The following is a 17,800-nucleotide window of genomic DNA, read 5'->3' as shown; positions in this document are numbered from 1 at the left end:
CAATTTCAATACGACCAAATTTGATTAGCCAATTTATACGACTGCAGAAACAAGGACGAAGTTGGAGAGCGCTACAAAGACGTCCATTAGTTGTTTTCTCCGCAGTGGCCATGAAGTACCGACACGTCGACCATCCAACCTCTGGTTTGTGTTGTGATAGTGACGTCAGTTGGCTGACCCTTGTCCAACTCGATCTGCATGATCGCCATTTCTCTGTCGTCGGTGCGGCGTGCGACAAGTCGGCCATTTTTCGAAAGTTCCGGTTCGAACTCAAAGCCAGCTAACGGAAATTTGGAGTCCTTATCTGGCCCGACGGCAAAAGTGTTCAGTTGGTTGCCGATAGAAGAAAGTTCCATAGTAAAGCCGCCTTCTAGACACTCGACGGCATCACAGTCGTTCGAGATGCAATGCGCACGAACTTCACACATTTTTACCTGACAGTAAGTTTGGGGAACGATTTCGGCATATCCTACACCAGTTGCACCGAACCCAGCGACAGTTAAGAAAAGAAAGTGTTTCAGTCCTCGCTGAGGAAACACAGCACTCATCCCCCCAAGAAGCTCTTGCGCACTTCGGGATCGGCCAGCAATTCTTTACCCGTGCCACTATACGCATTCCGCCCCTGCACCAGGACATATCCCTTGTCCGCAATCTCCAAAGCCTGACGGGCGTTCTGTTCCACCATCAGGATTGGCAGGCCGGTGCGTGAGACCTCAATGATCCGGTCGAACAGTTCATCCATCACGATGGGTGAGACACCGGCAGTGGGTTCGTCCAACATCAGCACCTTGGGCTGGGTCATCAGCGCTCGGCCCACGGCAACCTGCTGGCGTTGACCGCCCGACAGCTCTCCGGCCGCCTGGTTGCGTTTGTCGCGCAGGATCGGGAAGAGGTCATAGACCTGCTCCATCGTCTGACTGATATCGTCGCGCCGGATGAAGGCACCCATTTCTAGGTTTTCCTCGACCGTCATGGACGTGAAGATATTCGAGGTCTGCGGCACAAAGCCCATCCCCCTGATCACCCGATCCTGTGGCGACAGTTTGGTGATGTCCTCGCCATCCAGCCGCACCGACCCGGCACGGACATCCAGCATTCCGAACACGGCCTTCATCGCGGTGGACTTACCGGCACCGTTGGGACCAACGATGACGGCGATTTCACCCTTATCCACGGCGATGGTACAGTCGTGCAGAATGTCGGGACCCTTGCCGTAGCCACCGGTCATGGTATCTCCGATCAGGAAGGGGCCGCCGCTGACCTTGTAGGTTTCTCCGCTGGTTGGATGCGCGGGGGTCATTGTGCCAATGCCCTTGGTATTGGCAATTGTTGCGTCCTTGTTGCCGTGATCGTCCTGATAGGGGTTGTCGCTTGCGCCCGCAGTCATGTCTGGGCCTCCAGCTTGTCTTTGTTCTTCAGGCCGGTGCCCAGATAAGCCTCGATCACGTGTTCGTTGGCCTTGATCTCGTCCAGAGTGCCCTCGGCCAGCACTTTGCCCTCGGCCATGCAGATCACCGGGTCGCAAATTTTGCCGATGAAATCCATGTCATGCTCGATGACGACAAAGGTATAGCCGCGCTCCTTGTTCAGACGCAGAATGGTGTCGGCTATGGTCATCAGCAAGGTGCGGTTCACACCCGCGCCAACCTCGTCCAGAAACACGATCTTGGCGTCGACCATCATGGTGCGACCAAGTTCCAGCAGTTTCTTTTGCCCGCCCGAAACCTGACCTGCCTTGTGGTCGGCCAGGTGTTCGATGGTCAGGAACTCCAACACCTCGTCCGCCTTGGCGCGCAGGGCGCGTTCCTCGTCGGCGATGCGTTTGCGGCCAAACCAAGTGTTCCACAGTGATTCACCCGATTGCGCGCCGGGCACCATCATCAGGTTCTCGCGGCAACTCATTGACGAAAACTCATGCGCGATCTGGAACGTGCGCAGCAGCCCTTTGTGAAACAGCTTATGCGGAGGCAGGCCAGTGATATCTTCGCCATCCATGAAAACCTTGCCGCTGGTCGGCGGCAACACACCCGCGATCACGTTGAACAGGGTTGTCTTGCCCGCACCGTTCGGTCCGATCAGGCCGGTGATCGAGCCCTTTTGGATTTCCAGCGAAGCACCGTCCACCGCGTGGAACCCGCTAAAATGCTTATGCACGTCCTCAACGACGATCATGGTTTTCCCTTGCCTTTTCCCCGAAAACAGAGGTGCAGCCTTTTGTCACTGAAACAGCCCGGACACAAGGCCCGGGCTGTTCGGTTTTGCTCTGTCAGATGAGGATTTAACGGTAGTTAACCGTCTTCATCTCACCATCGATGACTTCGATTTCGCGGTATGCACCGGCGCTTTCGCCGGGGCCGATCAGCTCAACGCCCGAGGCGCCGACATAGTCGATGTCTTGGCCCGCTGCGAGGAGCTCCAGACCCTTGGCCAGCTCACCCGGATAGATCTTTTCACCCGGTTCGTTGGCAACATCCATGATCTTGCCGCCATAGTCCGCCGGGTTGCTGGAACCCGCCGCCTGCATGGCCAGCAGGAACAGCGCCGCTGCGTCATAGGACTCGGGCACGAAGATGGACGAGCCGTCAAAACCCTCGGCTTCGGCCATGGCAAAGAACGAATCCGCAGCTTCGCTTTTCGATCCTGGGGCCTGACCATACGAGCCGTTCAGATCCGGACCGACGTTTTCAGGCAGCGAGTCACCGATCATGCCACCCGGCAGACCAAAGGTGTCAAATGCGCCGCTGTCCAGCGAGGACTGAATGATGCCCAGACCGCCCTGATCCAGATAGCCCGCAACGACCAGAATGTCGCCACCTGCCGATGCCAGCGCGCCGACTTCGGCCGAATAGTCGGCTTTGCCGTCTTCGTGCGCGGCAACGATGGTTACCTCACCGCCCAGCGCCTCGAACGAGGATTTGATCGCCTCGGACAGGCCCTTGCCGTAGTCGTTGTTGGTATAGGTCAGAGCGATCGAGTTGACGCCGCGCTCTTTCAGGATGTCGGCCATGATTTCGCCTTCGCGCGCATCCGATGGGGACGTGCGGAAGAACAGGCCGTTATCTTCCATAACTGACAGGCCCGGAGAGGTGGCCGAAGGTGAGATCATGACCATACCGTTCGGCACGGCGACGTTTTGCAGAATGGCACCGGTTACGCCCGAACAGTCTCCGCCAACAAGGCCGTTGATGCCTTCGGCAACCAGACGTTCCGCATTAGCGGTGGCCAGAGCATTGTCAGCGCAGCCCGTATCAGCACGTACGGGCGTTACGGTGGACCCGTCCAGCAGTTTGCCGGATTCCGAAACCTCTTTCATCGCCAGCTCAGCGCCGGACGCCATTGCTGGCGAAAGCGATTCAATCGGGCCGGTGAAACCGAACATAATGCCCAGTTTAACGTCTTCGGCCATGGCGGTGCCGGCCAACAGTGCGGTTGCTGCGGTTGCAGTAAGCAGCTTTTTCATGTGGTTACTCCCAAATTGGAACGTGTTCGTTCTGGGCACGACCCTAGGCAAGCTGTTCGGAAAAGAAAAGTCCTCACGCAATTGTGTGGTTGCCACCTGAAGTTCTGATTGTTTTGTTGGGTTTGTCCCGTTTCTGGCGGCTGGCATGCTGCAGGTGGAGAGCTGAATGTTGAGAGTTTTCACGATTCTGTTTCTTGTCTTTAAGGCGGGGCTGCTCAGTGCCGACGTACTGCAAACTTCTTCTGGCCCTGTGCGAGTGACGCCGATGGTCGAAGGATTGGATGCCCCGTGGGCAATTGGTATTTTGCCGAACCAGGGGGTATTGATCACCGAACGGGATGGCAAACTGCTTTATGTTGCGGATGGGAAAGCCAAATCCGTCAAAGGTGTGCCCGACGTTTTGGCCAAAGGGCAGGGCGGTTTGTTGGACGTGACGGTCGCCCGTGATTTTAGCCAAACACGCGAGATATTCCTTACCTTTTCCAAACCACAGCGCGGCGGCACCGGAACGGCCCTTGCGGTGGCCCGATTGTCTGAAGGCGGTGATCGGCTGACCAACCTGCGTGTGATCTTCGAGGCTGTCCCGGGTGGTTCATCAGGGCGTCACTACGGTTCCCGCGTGGTGGAAGCTAAGGACGGAACTTTGTTCGTCACAATCGGCGACAGGGGGGAACGCCCCAAGGCGCAAGACAGGTCCAATCATAATGGCACGGTGATCCGCGTGAACCGTGACGGATCGGTTCCCGGTGACAATCCCTTTGTTCAGGCAAGCGGTGTGCAGCCTGAGATCTGGTCCTATGGCCATCGCAATCCGCAAGGGGCCGGTTTGGACGCAAGGGGCCGCCTTTGGATATCGGAACACGGGGCAAAAGGTGGGGATGAGGTCAATCTGGTTCAGCCAGGGTCGAACTACGGTTGGCCAGTCATCTCCTATGGCGTGCATTATTCCGGCGACAAAATAGGAGAAGGCACCGCGAAGCCGGGTATGGAACAACCAGAGCATTATTGGGACCCTTCCATCGCCCCTTCGGGTCTGATGGTTTATTCCGGCAAGCTTTGGTCGGACTGGAAAGGGGATATCTTCGTTGGGTCGCTCAAATTCGACTATATCGCGCGGCTGGCGGGATCGCCGCTGCGCGAGGTTGAACAGATCAAGGGCCCTGAAACGATTCGGGTGCGCGACATAGTCGAGGCCCCTGACGGGTCAATCTGGTTCATTTCCGTGGGTGAAGGGGCCGTCTATCGTATGACCCCTGAGTAACTTACACCGACAACCGGTCGCCCTGCGCTCCACGCTCGCGATAAGGCGTGGTATTGTAATGCGCCCGGTAGCATTTCGAGAAATGGCTGGGCGAGGCAAACCCGCAGGCCAGCGCCACATTGATCACACTCATATCGGTTTGCATCAACAAGTTGCGCGCTTTGTGCAGGCGCAGCTCCATGTAATACCGTTTGGGCGAACGGCTCAGGTAGCGGCGGAACAGACGTTCCAACTGCCGCGTCGACATGCCGACATCCTTGGCCAGAATCGAGGGTGAGATCGGTTCCTCGATGTTCTTTTCCATCATCAGGATGACCTGGCTCAGTTTCGGGTGACGCACGCCAATCCGAGTTGGTGTCGATAGACGCTGGGTGTCTTGGTCGGTGCGGATCGAGGAATAGATCATCTGATCCGCAACGGCATTCGCCAAATCCTCGCCGAAGTCATCAGCAATGATTTTAAGCAGCAGGTCGATGGAAGACGTGCCGCCTGCAGTCGTCATCCGGTTGCCGTCGACGATAAAGACGGACTTGGTCAGTTCAACCTCGTCGAATTCCTCGACAAAGCTGTCGGAGTTTTCCCAGTGAATGGTTGCGCGTTTGCCATCCAACAGCCCGGCCTTGGCCAAAGTATAGGCCGCTGTGCATAGGCCACCGATGCGCAAGCCGCGCCTTGCCTCGCGGCGCACCCAGTTCAACACCTTCTTGGTGGTCGCCGCCTGAACGTCGACCCCACCGCAGATCATGACAACATCGTCGCGCTGCAGCTCAACCAGGTCTGAATCCAGCGCAAAGGTAGTTCCGGCCGAACAGCTGACTGTTTCGCCACCTTCACCCATCAATGTCCACGTATACAGCGTTTTGTCCGCCATACGGTTGGCTATGCGCAGGCTGTCCAGTGCCGAAGCAAACGACAGCAGAGAAAATTTGTCCAAAAGGACAAATACGAAATTGCGGGAGTTGGCCGCAGTGTCTTCCACCGTGACAACTTGGCGTTGCTCTTGCATGGCGAGGTGTCCTTGATTCGGCGCCCGGCGACTTTTTGTCCGACGTCAGATTTGGCAGCCACCTTGATCAAAGCTTGTTTGCTGCGTCAAGAGGGCCAAATCGTATATGGTCAGTCTTCAATGCATTTTGTATAGAAGCAACCTGAATACTTCAGCGGAGATCAAAGCTATGACTGAATGGCAAAAAACGAACTGGCGCAACAAGCCCCGGGTTCAAATGCCAGACTATACCGACGCGGCCGCGCTGGCCAAAGTCGAGGCTCAGCTTTCACAGTATCCCCCGCTGGTCTTTGCGGGCGAAGCACGGCGTCTAAAGCAACATTTGGGTGCCGCCGGTCGCGGCGAGGCCTTCCTGTTGCAGGGCGGGGATTGTGCGGAAAGCTTTGAACAATTCAGCGCGGATGCGATCCGTGATACGTTCAAGGTGATGCTGCAGATGGCAATGGTTCTGACCTATGGCGCCAAGGTACCGGTGGTCAAAGTGGGCCGCATGGCAGGCCAATTCGCCAAACCGCGCAGCGCCCCGACCGAGGTGGTGGATGGCGTTGAGCTGCCCAGCTACCGTGGTGACATCATCAACGAACTGGCCTTCACACCCGAAGCACGGATTCCGAATCCGGGCAAGATGCTGCAGGCCTACACTCAGGCGGCTGCGACCCTGAACCTTTTGCGCGCTTTCTCGACCGGTGGTTTCGCCGATATGAGCATGGTGCATTCCTGGACTTTGGGCTTCACCGATGTACAGGACGTGCAGAAATACTCGGAAATCGCCGACCGTATTCAGGACACTATCGACTTCATGGGTGCGGCGGGGATCACGGCGGACACCACGCATGAGTTCTCGACCGTTGAGTTCTACACCAGCCATGAAAGCCTGCTGCTGGAATACGAAGAGGCGCTGACCCGTCTTGATTCCACCTCTGGCAACTGGCTGGCCGGTTCGGGCCATATGATCTGGATCGGTGACCGCACCCGTCAGCCGGACGGGGCGCATGTAGAATTTTGCCGCGGTGTCCTGAACCCGATTGGTCTGAAATGTGGTCCCTCGACCACGGCAGAAGACCTCAAGGTTCTGATGTCCAAGTTGAACCCGGAAAACGAGGAAGGTCGCTTGACCCTGATCGCGCGCTTTGGTGCGGGCAAGGCGGGTGAGCATCTGCCGCGTCTGGTCAAGGCCGTCAAGGAAGAGGGCGCCAAGGTCACATGGGTCTGCGACCCGATGCACGGCAACACGATCAAATCGGCGACGGGCTACAAAACCCGTCCGTTTGATTCAGTCCTGCGCGAGGTGCGCGACTTCTTTGGTGTGCATCAGGCCGAAGGCACCATCCCTGGGGGCGTGCATTTTGAGATGACCGGTTTGGACGTGACCGAATGCACCGGTGGGGTGCGTGCCGTGACCGAAGAGGACCTCTCGGATCGTTACCACACTGCGTGCGACCCGCGACTGAACGCGACGCAATCGCTGGAACTGGCCTTTTTGGTTGCCGAAGAACTGACCAACCTGCGCCGCGATCGCAACAAACGTGAAGCCAGCTAAGATTTGCTGTCTTTAAGGTTAAAAGGCGGGCTGCACTGGCCCGCCTTTTTTGTCAGTCGTCCCGTGACGCAACCAGCCGTAGATGTGATCCGGGTTTCTTGAATTCTGCTTGCTCTTCCGCAAACCCGGCCGAGATTTGCTGCGCCGGTTGTTGCGGTGCCTGAACGTCTGAAACAGCCCGCACTCTGGTGTCGGGGATTGAGAAACGGCGAGGCGTCGCGCCGATTGCACCGTCGGACATCATGACACCCAACACGCGGCTGACATCGCCAAGATCGCTTTTCAGGGGCAACAGGATCATACGTGCCTGCAACTGGTTGCGGCCCAGTTTGCCGGCGGCGACTAATCCAAGCTCGGCAATTGCCGGCTGGGCAAAGACCTGCTCCAATACGTCCGATATCTGGCCACGAGCGCTGGGTTCGAAAAACGCGGTTAACGGCATGCCGCGCACTTCCATGCCTGCCAGCTGTGTTAGTTGGCTTCCAGCCAGACGAAACCGGGCCAGACCGGGCGCGATACGTTCCAGAATGAACGTGTATTCCAGAACGTTCTCAAGCCCGCGCGGATCGATCTGCGCACGTTTGGGGACACCGTCGCCGGTTAACAGCGCGGTCCAGTACGCCTCGACCTGTCGGATGGGCGAGAGGCTGCGCCCGCTGTCAAAACGATCCATTGCGACGATCTTTCCAGAGTTTGATCCGAACCTGTTACCGAAAAACGTTTTCATTTACATCACCCTAGCGTCAATCGCCCGTCATTTATCTAAAATTCAAGATATCGGGACCCTTCAGGTCCGATCATCCCTGACCAAAGCCAAATTGACACGAGTTGAGTCAATTTTGGAGGAATTCTTTAACGAATGGTTAACTTCTGGACGAAGGCCGAAAACCAGCAAACTCTTGCCCTGCGCCCGCCGATGGCATTAGGTGCGACAACCGAGCAGACAAGGACAGCCAACATGATCAGATCCATGACCGGATTCGCCGCAGGCAAAGGGGCGTATGGACCCCATAGCTGGACGTGGGATCTGCGCAGCGTGAACGGCAAGGGTCTGGACATACGGTTGCGCATGCCCGAGTGGCTGACCGGGCTCGAAACCGCCTTGCGCGGCCAGCTGTCCAAATCACTGAGCCGGGGAAATGTCACTTTGTCCTTACGGTTAAGCCGCGAAGAAACTGCCCCTGATCTGGTTCTGAATGAAGACGCCATGGGCGCGGCACTTGCTGCGCTGGCCCGTACGCAGGAAATGGCGGCAGAAAGCGGCGTCGCGCTGGCACCTTCGACCGCGGCGGACCTGATAGGGCTGAGAGGAATGTTGGAGGCTGGCAGTGAAGTGGACGACCCCGCGCCTCTGGTCAAGGAATTGACGAACGAATTTGCCGACCTGTTGGCAGCTTTCGTCGACATGCGCCAGACAGAAGGCAAGGCTCTGGCAGACATTCTGGACGGTCAGCTTGCTCAGGTCGCCGACTTAACGGTGCAAGCGGCCGAGCTTGCAGAACAACGCAAGGACAAGACCGCCGAGGCATTGCGCGAAAATCTGGCCCGTGTGCTGGACAATGCGCAAGGGGCTGACCCGGACCGGGTCGCGCAGGAATTGGCGCTGATCGCGGTCAAATCCGATATCACCGAAGAAATTGACCGCCTGAAAACGCATGTGAACGCCGCACGCGATCTGCTGTCGCAGGATGGGGCCGTGGGGCGCAAGCTGGATTTCCTGATGCAGGAGTTTAACCGCGAGGCCAACACGCTGTGTTCAAAGGCGCAAAGCGCCGAGCTGACCTCGGTTGGGCTTGAGCTGAAGGCCGTAATAGATCAGATGCGCGAACAGGTGCAAAATGTTGAATAGCGATGGGAACAACTGACATGGCAGATCGCCGCGGCCTACTTATCATCCTGTCTTCGCCTTCCGGGGCGGGGAAATCCACTTTGGCCCGCAGGCTTATGGCCTGGGATGAAGGTCTGGAATTCTCGGTTTCGGCCACGACCCGCGCACCTCGCCCGGGCGAAGAACACGGACGGGAATATTACTTTTTGTCAGAGGATGAATTTAGACAGCAGGTTGCCAAGGGTCAGATGCTGGAACATGCGCACGTGTTTGGGAATTTCTATGGCTCTCCAGCAGGCCCGGTGCAGGACTCGATAAATGCGGGCCGCGATGTTCTTTTTGACGTGGATTGGCAGGGTGAGGTTCAGATCCGCAATTCGGATCTGGGTAAGCACGCATTGTCGATTTTCATCCTGCCACCCTCGATCCCCGAATTACGCCGCCGCCTGGAAACCCGCGGGCAGGACAGCGAGGACGTGATCGCCAAGCGGATGCTCAAAAGCTGGGATGAAATCAGCCACTGGGGCTATTACGACTATGTGCTGGTCAACGATGACCTGGATACAACCGAGGAAAAGCTGAAAACCATCGTCAGCGCAGAGCGTATGCGCCGTATCCAACAACCAAGACTGCAAGACCACGTACGCACCTTACAGAACGAATTTGAAGGTTTGTCATGACCATCTATGCCTTGGGCGAACACGCACCACAGATCCACGACGATACTTGGGTTGCACCCGATGCCAACTTGATTGGCAAAGTAGTGCTGGAAGAAGGAGCCTCGGTTTGGTTCGGCTGCACCATCCGCGCTGATCATGAAGAGATTCGCGTTGGCGAAGGCAGCAATGTGCAGGAAGATTGCATCATGCATATCGACGCCGGTTATCCTCTGACCATCGGTAAGAATTGTACCATTGGCCACAAGGTGATGCTGCATGGGTGTACGATCGGGGAAAACACGCTGATCGGCATGGGAGCCATCGTGTTGAACGGGGCAAAGATTGGTAAGAATTGTCTGATCGGGGCAGGGGCCTTGATCACTGAAGGCAAGGAAATCCCCGACAACTCGCTGGTCATGGGAACGCCGGGCAAGGTCGTGCGGGAACTGGACGAAGCCGCGGCGCAGAAAATCACGCTCAGCGCGTTACATTATCAACAGAATATGCGCCGGTTCCGTGACGAGATGAAGCCTGTGTCCTAACTTGCCGGGAAGGGTCTGAAGAATGTCAGACGACCTGCTTGCCGAATTTGTCTCGGCCATTCCGATGCCGGCTTTGATGGTCGACCAGACCGAACGGATCATTGCCGCCAATGACGATGCCAAAACCCTTCTGACGCAGAATATCGTCGGTCGGCATTTCGCGACGATTCTGCGGCAGCCTGGGGTGATTGACGCAATTGAACAGTGCCTGCATACCAATGGTCCGGCAAAGGCGCGCCACCTGTCCAATGACGGAGCGCAGGACACCACGTTCGAGGTCGAATGCCGTTATCTGAACGGTGTAGGGGCGGTGTCCGGCGGTGCCATGCTGGCGACTTTCCAAGATGTCTCGCATGTCGAGCAGGCCAGCCAGATGCGGCGGGATTTCGTGGCGAATGTCAGTCATGAGTTGCGCACACCGCTGACAGCGTTGATGGGCTTCATCGAAACGTTGCGTGGTCCGGCGCGTGATGACGCCGCCGCGCGCGCGCGGTTTCTTGAGATCATGGCCGACGAAGCCAATCGTATGAACCGATTGGTGGGGGATCTGCTGTCACTAAACCGTGTCGAAAGCGAAGAACGTGTGCGGCCCAAAGATCAGCTTGAATTGACGGGGCTGTTGCAATCAACGCTGAACTCACTGCGCCCGCTGGCCGAGAGTGCCAACGTCGAGGTGAGCTTGAACGCGCCAGAAGGGCCTGTCTCGCTGATCGGGGATGGCGACCAGCTGCGTCAGGTCTTCACCAACCTGATCGAGAACGCCATCAAATACGGTGGCAGTGGGGGCAGCGTCGACATTCGGGTGGAATCATCCGAACGCGATTCCGTCATGCGTGGTCCGGCTGTCAGGGTTTTGGTCAGTGACAAGGGGCCCGGCATTGACGCGATACACCTGCCCCGCCTGACCGAGCGATTCTACCGCGCCGACAGCCACAGATCGCGACAACTGGGCGGAACTGGGCTGGGCCTTGCGATTGTAAAACACATAATCAACCGCCATCGCGGGCGTTTGCGGATGCAAAGCGAAGCTGGAAAGGGTTCAACCTTTACCGTAATATTGCCGCGATAACAAAAGCTTGCCGGCCGTGGTCTGCCTGTCATGTAAAAAGCGCATTGCAGCTTTGCGTTCCAACGGCCTGTTTTCATGCGATCCGTCATAAAGCTGTTACATACCTGTCACAAAAGGCTTACGCGCGACTTTTAGACGTTGGCGCAAGATCATCATGGGGATGATCACAAACTGATATGATCAAGGAGACTGGAATGTCCTTTGTAAAACTGTCGGCTTCGGCGCTTGCTATCGCTGCCGTATCGGCCACCGCTGCTGCTGCGCGTGACCAGGTTCAGGTCGCGGGTTCTTCGACCGTGCTGCCTTATGCTTCGATCGTTGCAGAAGCCTTCGGTGAAAATTTTGACTTCCCGACACCAGTTGTCGAGTCGGGTGGTTCGTCAGCGGGCCTCAAGCGGTTCTGCGAAGGTGTTGGCGAAAACACCATCGACGTGGCAAACGCATCGCGCGCGATCCGTGAAAAAGAGATCAAAGCCTGTGCCGAAAACGGTGTGACCGACATCATCGAAGTGCAGATCGGTTATGATGGCATTGTGTTCGCCTCGGACATTAACGGCAACACGTTCGAGTTCACGCCGGAAGATTGGTACAAGGCCCTGTCCGCGCAGATCGTTGTGGACGGCGAGCTGGTCGACAACCCGAACAAAACCTGGGCCGACGTGAACCCGGATTTCCCGGCGCAACCCATCGCGGCTTTCATCCCGGGCACCAAGCACGGCACCCGTGAAGTGTTCGAAGACAATGTGATCCTGGCCGGTTGTGAGCATCTGGGCGACTTTGACGTCTACAAAGCGGCCAACGGCGACGACAAAAAGGCGGCTGAGAAAGCCTGTATCGCTCTGCGCACCGACGGCGTTTCGGTCGACATCGACGGCGACTATACCGAGACCCTGGCGCGCATCGACAGCAACAAGGACGGCATCGGCGTCTTTGGTCTGGCGTTCTACGAAAACAACACTGACAAGCTGCAGGTTGCGACCATGTCAGACGTTGTTCCGTCGACCGAATCCATCGCATCGGGCGAATACCCAGTGTCGCGCCCGCTGTTCTTCTACGTGAAGAAAGCGCATATTGGCGTGGTTCCCGGCCTGAAAGAATATGCTGAGTTCTTTGTCGCGGATGAGATTGCAGGCCCCGATGGTCCGCTGGCCGAGTACGGCCTGGTCTCTGACCCGGAGCTTGGCAAGGTTCAGGAAACTGTTGCAAACGAAGCCGTTCTAGGCGGTGGTTCCTAATCCATATCGAAGACCGAACCGGGGCGTTTTCTTCACGCCCCGGTTCTTTTTGACTCCACTCACTGCCATCCTCACGGAGTTCTCATGGCGTTATCCTGGCTGTTGCTAATCCTGCTTGCGCTGGCAGTGATCGGATTTTTCACGGGCCGTTCCCGAGCCCTGGCTAGCGCGGGGGGTAACGCCCGCGAACTGCATTCGTTGCCGTCTTATTACGGCTACAATGTTGCCTTTACGGCGCTTGTTCCGGCCTTGGGCGTACTGATCATCTGGCTTTTGGTGCAGCCAATGATCATCGACAACGCAATATCCGGTTTGATCCCTGACAACGCGATCGCCGAAGGGTCGGATCGCGGCCTTGTTATGAGCGAGGTGCGCCGCGTGGCTGACGGCCTGAACGGTGCTGTTGCCGCTGGCACGATGACCGAGGCACAAGCGCAAAACGCGAATGCGGATATTGATACACTGACCGCGGCCCTGAAGGACGCGGGCCAGGTTCTGACGCAAGATATAACCCAGCCAATCTTGATGGCCGCTCAGAAATACCGCAGCATGACCAGCAGCGGGTCTGTGGCGATGCAGGTCGTAGTGCTGGCGCTGGCCTTGTTGGGTGCGGCCTTTGCTTATGTTCGCACGAATAAGGAATTCCGCGCGCGCAACGTGGTCGAGCAAGGTGTTCTGGCCTTGCTGCTACTGGCTGCGTCGATTGCTATTCTGACCACCGTAGGCATCGTCTTGTCGATGTTCTTCGAGACGCTGAACTTCTTCCAACTACACTCGTGGAAAGACTTTTTCTTCGGCAGCACCTGGGCCCCGAATTTCCGCGGTGGGAGTGAGTTGTCGATCCTGCCGCTTTTGTGGGGTACGCTCTATATCTCGGTGATTGCGCTGTTGGTGGCGGTGCCGATTGGCCTATTTGCGGCTGTGTATCTGTCAGAATATGCCTCGACCGTGACGCGGTCGGTCGCGAAACCTTTGCTGGAAATCCTCGCGGGTATTCCAACCATCGTTTACGGCCTGTTTGCCTTGCTGACCGTGGGGCCTGCGCTGGTGTCCCTATTCGGAAATGGCGGCGCGTTGGGGCTGGGGTGGATGGCAAGTTCCAATGCCGTTCTGACCGCTGGTTTGGTGATGGGCATCATGCTGATCCCGTTTGTCTCATCACTGTCTGATGACATCATCAACGCGGTGCCACAGTCGATCCGGGATGGCTCGCTTGGACTGGGCGCGACGAAATCTGAAACCGTGCGTCAGGTGGTTCTGCCCGCCGCGCTGCCGGGGATCGTGGGCGCGATCCTGCTGGCCGCCAGCCGCGCCATTGGTGAGACGATGATCGTGGTGATGGCCGCCGGTGCAATCGCCAAGTTCTCGGGCAACCCGTTCGAGGCAATGACCACCATTACAACCCGGATCGTCAGCCAGCTGACCGGCGACACCGACTTTGCCAGCCCCGAGACACTGGTGGCCTTCGCACTGGGTCTGACACTGTTCATCATAACGCTGGGGCTGAACATCTTTGCCCTCTACATCGTACGCAAATACCGGGAGCAGTACGAATGACCGATATTTCCCAAACACCTGGCGCTGCTCCTGCGGCGAAACCCAAGGGCGGTTCGCTGTTTGAAAAGGACGCGCGCACCAAGCGGCGCAATGCGGCTGAAAGTCGGTTCAAGATGTACGGTGTCGCCGCAATCGGTATCGGGTTGCTGATGCTGGTCGTGCTGGTCACGAATATTGTGACCGCTGGGACCGGGGCCTTCCAGCAGACCTATCTTGAACTGAATGTCGAGCTAAAGGCCGACAAGCTTGATAAGAAGGGCAACCGCAATATTGAGGACATCAAGAAGGTTTCGACCTTCGGTTACGCGCCCCTTATTGCATCGGCTCTGGAAGCCGAAGTTCAAGAGCTGGGCATTCAGACCGATCTGAAACCCAAGGCAATGGGTAAAATCCTGTCCAAGGCAGCGCAAGCCGAGCTGCGCAATTACGTCATCGCCAACCCAGATGAGATCGGCAATACGGTCAGTTTCCGCTTTTTGACCAACAGCCGCGTCGATGGCTATTTGAAGGGCCGCGTCACACGTGAGTCGATTGCCAACGATAAGAGCATCACGGTCGAACAACTTGATTTCGTTGATCAGTTGCGGGATGCGGGCGTGCTGTACAAAGCCTTCAACCCTGATTTCATCTTTGGCTCGGACGCATCTGATCAGCGGCCCGAGGCTGCGGGGATCGGTGTATCGATGCTGGGTTCGCTGTTCATGATGTTTGTGGTGCTTGCGCTAGCGCTTCCGATTGGTGTTGCGGCCTCAATCTATCTTGAGGAATTTGCACCGCAGAATCGACTGACTGATATCATTGAGGTAAACATTTCGAACCTCGCTGCCGTGCCGTCCATCGTGTTTGGTATTCTGGGTCTGGCCGTGTTCATCAACTATATGCACCTGCCGACATCCGCTCCGCTGGTCGGTGGTCTGGTGCTGACGCTGATGACCTTGCCGACGATCATCATATCGACCCGCGCGTCGCTGAAGGCGGTTCCGCCGTCGATCCGTGATGCAGCGTTGGGGGTAGGGGCCTCGAAAATGCAGGCGGTGTTCCATCACGTTCTGCCTCTGGCCGCGCCCGGCATCTTGACTGGCACGATCATCGGCCTGGCGCAGGCGCTGGGGGAAACCGCACCCCTACTGCTGATCGGAATGGTGGGCTTTATCGCCTCGAACCCACCGGATGGCATCGTCGCTGGTTTCCTGTCGCCAAACTCGGCCATGCCGGCGCAGATCTATGAATGGTCCAAGCGCGCCGACCCGGCCTTTTATGAACGCGCATGGGGGGGCATCATCATTCTGTTGATCTTCCTTGTGACAATGAACACCATCGCGGTACTTCTGCGCCGCCGCTTTGAACGCCGCTGGTAAAAGGGGCCCAAGATGAACCAGATGACAAATGTGGAGAGAACCGTGGACTCCAAAAACATCAAGATCGCCGCGAATAACGTTCAGGTCCATTACGGCGATACGCACGCCATCAAAGACGTAAATGTTGAAATCGAGGACAAAACCGTCACGGCATTCATCGGGCCGTCGGGCTGCGGTAAGTCCACTTTTCTGCGGTGCTTGAACCGGATGAACGACACGATCGACATTTGCCGGGTGCAGGGCGATATCCTGCTGGATGGCGAGGATATCTATGACAAGCGCGTCGACCCAGTACAACTGCGTGCAAAAGTGGGCATGGTGTTTCAGAAACCCAATCCGTTCCCAAAGTCGATCTATGACAACGTGGCCTACGGTCCGCGCATTCACGGTCTTGCGAAAAACAAGGCGGAACTGGATGAGATCGTGGAAAAATCCCTGCGCCGCGGTGCGATCTGGGACGAGGTCAAGGACCGCCTGGATGCCCCTGGCACCGGTCTGTCCGGCGGTCAGCAACAGCGCCTGTGCATTGCCCGCGCTGTGGCGACGGAGCCCGAGGTTCTGCTGATGGATGAGCCATGCTCAGCCCTGGACCCGATTGCAACAGCACAGGTCGAAGAACTGATCGACGACCTGCGCGCGCGCTATTCGGTGGTGATCGTCACTCACTCGATGCAGCAGGCCGCACGGGTCAGCCAGAAGACCGCATTCTTCCATCTGGGCAATCTGGTGGAATTTGGGGAAACCGGGCAAATCTTTACCAATCCCGTCGATCCTCGCACGGAAAGCTACATCACCGGCCGGATCGGCTGAACACAGGTATTCAGATATGAGCGAACAACATATTGCATCCGCCTTCGACCGCGACCTAGAAGCCATTCAGGCCCATATCATGAAGATGGGCGGTCTGGTCGAAGCCGCCATCATGAACTCGGCCCGGTCCCTTGAAACACGCGACGAGGAACTGGCTCAGCAAGTTCGTCAAGGTGACAAGGCCATCGACGCTCTGGAAGAGTTGATCAACGAAGAAACCGCCCGCCTGATCGCGCTGCGTGCGCCGACCGCCAGCGATTTACGTCTGGTGCTGTCAGTTCTGAAGGTATCTGCCAACCTGGAACGCATCGGCGACTATTCCAAAAACATCGCCAAGCGCACCACGGTTCTGGCCAGTGGGGGGGATATCAACGGCAGCGCGGCTGCCTTGCGTCGTATGGCACGCGAGGTTGAACGCATGCTGCGCGACGCACTGGACGCATATATTCAGCGTGATGCCGAACTGGCCGCCGAGGTGATCGACCGCGATGAAGAGGTCGACCAGATGTATAACGGTCTGTTCCGCGAATTGCTGACCTTCATGGCCGAGGATCCGCGCAATATCTCGTCCTGTATGCACCTGCATTTCATCGCCAAGAACATCGAGCGTATGGGTGACCACGTCACCGCGATTGCCGAACAGGTCGTGTATTTCGTCACCGGCGAGCGCCCGACCGAGGCGCGCCCGAAAGCCGATATAACCTCTCAATCCGCCTAGGAGTTCAGACGAATGTCCGCTGATCAACCAACCGTTCTGGTGGTCGAGGATGAACCGGCCCAGCGTGAAGTGCTGGCCTATAACCTCGAAGCTGAAGGGTTCCGCGTATCCAAGGCCGCCAATGGCGACGAAGCCATGCTGTTGGTCGATGAGGAACAGCCTGACATCATCGTATTGGATTGGATGATGCCGAATCTCAGCGGGATTGAGGTCTGTCGCCGTCTTAAAATGCGCCCTGATACACGCGCAATTCCGATCATCATGCTGTCGGCGCGTACGGAAGAGATCGACAAGGTGCGCGGTCTGGAAACCGGCGCAGATGATTACGTGGTCAAACCGTATTCGGTGGTAGAACTAATGGCGCGGGTGCGCACGCAACTGCGCCGGGTCCGCCCGGCAACTGTTGGTATACGTCTTGAATTTGACGACATCATTCTGGACGCGGAAACGCACAAGGTGAGCCGTAACAGCAAACCATTAAAGCTTGGCCCAACCGAGTTTCGCCTGCTGAGCACATTCATGGAAAAACCCGGCCGCGTCTGGAGCCGCGAGCAACTGCTTGACCGGGTTTGGGGCCGCGATATCTATGTCGATACGCGCACCGTAGACGTCCATATCGGTCGGTTGCGAAAAGCACTGACGCAGCATGGCGGTAAGGACCCGGTTCGAACCGTTCGCGGCGCCGGTTACGCTCTGGGTTGAAGATCGGGGCAGGGGTATGAGTTTTGCTCATAGTCAGATGCCAAACTCTTACTGT

At 57.2% G+C, this 17,800-nt stretch carries 18 protein-coding genes; 12 read left to right on the top strand and 6 right to left on the bottom strand.

All coding sequences use genetic code 11. The annotated features are described in order from the left end of the window. Positions 1-86 precede the first annotated feature (86 nt). The 4 genes from ACR0B0_RS04985 to ACR0B0_RS04970 form a co-directional block, all read right to left on the bottom strand. Positions 87-548 (bottom strand): hypothetical protein, encoded by a 462-nt coding sequence (locus ACR0B0_RS04985; RefSeq protein ID WP_480646670.1) that lies wholly within the window; start codon positions 546-548, stop codon positions 87-89. Next, positions 545-1,387, bottom strand: coding sequence for an ABC transporter ATP-binding protein (locus ACR0B0_RS04980; RefSeq protein WP_170348730.1), 843 nt, complete (start codon positions 1,385-1,387; stop codon positions 545-547). The genes ACR0B0_RS04985 and ACR0B0_RS04980 overlap by 4 nt, the downstream gene beginning before the upstream one ends. Next, positions 1,384-2,172, bottom strand: coding sequence for an ABC transporter ATP-binding protein (locus ACR0B0_RS04975; protein ID WP_170348729.1), 789 nt, complete (start codon positions 2,170-2,172; stop codon positions 1,384-1,386). Before ACR0B0_RS04975 ends, ACR0B0_RS04980 begins: the two co-directional genes overlap by 4 nt. Before the next feature lie 106 nt (positions 2,173-2,278). Next, on the bottom strand, positions 2,279-3,460 hold the full coding sequence (locus ACR0B0_RS04970) for an ABC transporter substrate-binding protein (protein ID WP_170348728.1): 1,182 nt from the start codon (positions 3,458-3,460) through the stop codon (positions 2,279-2,281). Positions 3,461-3,626: 166 nt separating this feature from the next. Between ACR0B0_RS04970 and ACR0B0_RS04965 the strand changes: the two genes are divergently transcribed. Beyond that, positions 3,627-4,721: a PQQ-dependent sugar dehydrogenase gene (locus ACR0B0_RS04965; RefSeq protein WP_480646668.1), complete on the top strand. Its 1,095-nt coding sequence runs from the start codon at positions 3,627-3,629 to the stop codon at positions 4,719-4,721. A 1-nt stretch (position 4,722) separates the two neighbouring features. Here the strand turns inward: ACR0B0_RS04965 and ACR0B0_RS04960 are convergent, their stop codons facing one another. After that, complete coding sequence (locus ACR0B0_RS04960; protein WP_170348726.1) at positions 4,723-5,727, bottom strand: GlxA family transcriptional regulator; 1,005 nt, start codon at positions 5,725-5,727, stop codon at positions 4,723-4,725. A gap of 169 nt (positions 5,728-5,896) precedes the next feature. Between ACR0B0_RS04960 and ACR0B0_RS04955 the strand changes: the two genes are divergently transcribed. Beyond that, positions 5,897-7,267, top strand: a complete 1,371-nt coding sequence (locus ACR0B0_RS04955; RefSeq protein ID WP_170348725.1) for a class II 3-deoxy-7-phosphoheptulonate synthase — start codon at positions 5,897-5,899, stop codon at positions 7,265-7,267. A 52-nt stretch (positions 7,268-7,319) separates the two neighbouring features. Here ACR0B0_RS04955 and ACR0B0_RS04950 read toward each other — a convergent pair whose 3' ends face one another. Next, positions 7,320-7,994 carry a PAS domain-containing protein gene (locus ACR0B0_RS04950; RefSeq protein ID WP_170394114.1) on the bottom strand — a complete coding sequence of 225 codons (675 nt, stop codon included), beginning with the start codon at positions 7,992-7,994 and terminating at the stop codon, positions 7,320-7,322. Positions 7,995-8,225: 231 nt separating this feature from the next. Between ACR0B0_RS04950 and ACR0B0_RS04945 the strand changes: the two genes are divergently transcribed. The 10 genes from ACR0B0_RS04945 to phoB all read left to right on the top strand — a co-directional run bounded on the left by ACR0B0_RS04945 (position 8,226) and on the right by phoB (position 17,745). Beyond that, the gene (locus ACR0B0_RS04945; RefSeq protein ID WP_480646666.1) at positions 8,226-9,116 is read left to right on the top strand and encodes a YicC/YloC family endoribonuclease; all 891 of its coding nucleotides are present in this window, start codon (positions 8,226-8,228) and stop codon (positions 9,114-9,116) included. A 17-nt stretch (positions 9,117-9,133) separates the two neighbouring features. After that, a complete protein-coding gene (gene gmk / locus ACR0B0_RS04940; RefSeq protein WP_170348722.1) occupies positions 9,134-9,775 on the top strand; it encodes a guanylate kinase in 642 nt (213 codons plus the stop codon). After that, on the top strand, positions 9,772-10,296 hold the full coding sequence (locus tag ACR0B0_RS04935) for a gamma carbonic anhydrase family protein (protein WP_170358490.1): 525 nt from the start codon (positions 9,772-9,774) through the stop codon (positions 10,294-10,296). Before gmk ends, ACR0B0_RS04935 begins: the two co-directional genes overlap by 4 nt. Before the next feature lie 22 nt (positions 10,297-10,318). Further along, complete coding sequence (locus tag ACR0B0_RS04930; RefSeq protein ID WP_170394108.1) at positions 10,319-11,365, top strand: sensor histidine kinase; 1,047 nt, start codon at positions 10,319-10,321, stop codon at positions 11,363-11,365. 194 nt (positions 11,366-11,559) lie between these two features. Next, entirely contained in the window at positions 11,560-12,600 is a 1,041-nt protein-coding gene (locus ACR0B0_RS04925) for a substrate-binding domain-containing protein (protein WP_480646663.1), read from the top strand. 84 nt (positions 12,601-12,684) lie between these two features. Then, the gene (gene pstC / locus ACR0B0_RS04920; RefSeq protein ID WP_480646661.1) at positions 12,685-14,157 is read left to right on the top strand and encodes a phosphate ABC transporter permease subunit PstC; all 1,473 of its coding nucleotides are present in this window, start codon (positions 12,685-12,687) and stop codon (positions 14,155-14,157) included. After that, positions 14,154-15,515: a phosphate ABC transporter permease PstA gene (gene pstA / locus ACR0B0_RS04915; protein WP_480646659.1), complete on the top strand. Its 1,362-nt coding sequence runs from the start codon at positions 14,154-14,156 to the stop codon at positions 15,513-15,515. Before pstC ends, pstA begins: the two co-directional genes overlap by 4 nt. Before the next feature lie 12 nt (positions 15,516-15,527). Beyond that, a complete protein-coding gene (pstB, locus tag ACR0B0_RS04910) occupies positions 15,528-16,325 on the top strand; it encodes a phosphate ABC transporter ATP-binding protein PstB (protein ID WP_170358484.1) in 798 nt (265 codons plus the stop codon). Positions 16,326-16,341: 16 nt separating this feature from the next. After that, positions 16,342-17,043, top strand: coding sequence for a phosphate signaling complex protein PhoU (gene phoU, locus ACR0B0_RS04905; protein ID WP_058281268.1), 702 nt, complete (start codon positions 16,342-16,344; stop codon positions 17,041-17,043). A gap of 12 nt (positions 17,044-17,055) precedes the next feature. After that, positions 17,056-17,745 carry a phosphate regulon transcriptional regulator PhoB gene (gene phoB, locus ACR0B0_RS04900; protein WP_170348715.1) on the top strand — a complete coding sequence of 230 codons (690 nt, stop codon included), beginning with the start codon at positions 17,056-17,058 and terminating at the stop codon, positions 17,743-17,745. Positions 17,746-17,800: the final 55 nt, after the last annotated feature.

Source organism: Ruegeria sp. BA12, assembly GCF_056539625.1.
Note: the sequence above shows the minus strand (reverse complement) of the source record. Positions and strands in the feature narration are given on the sequence as shown.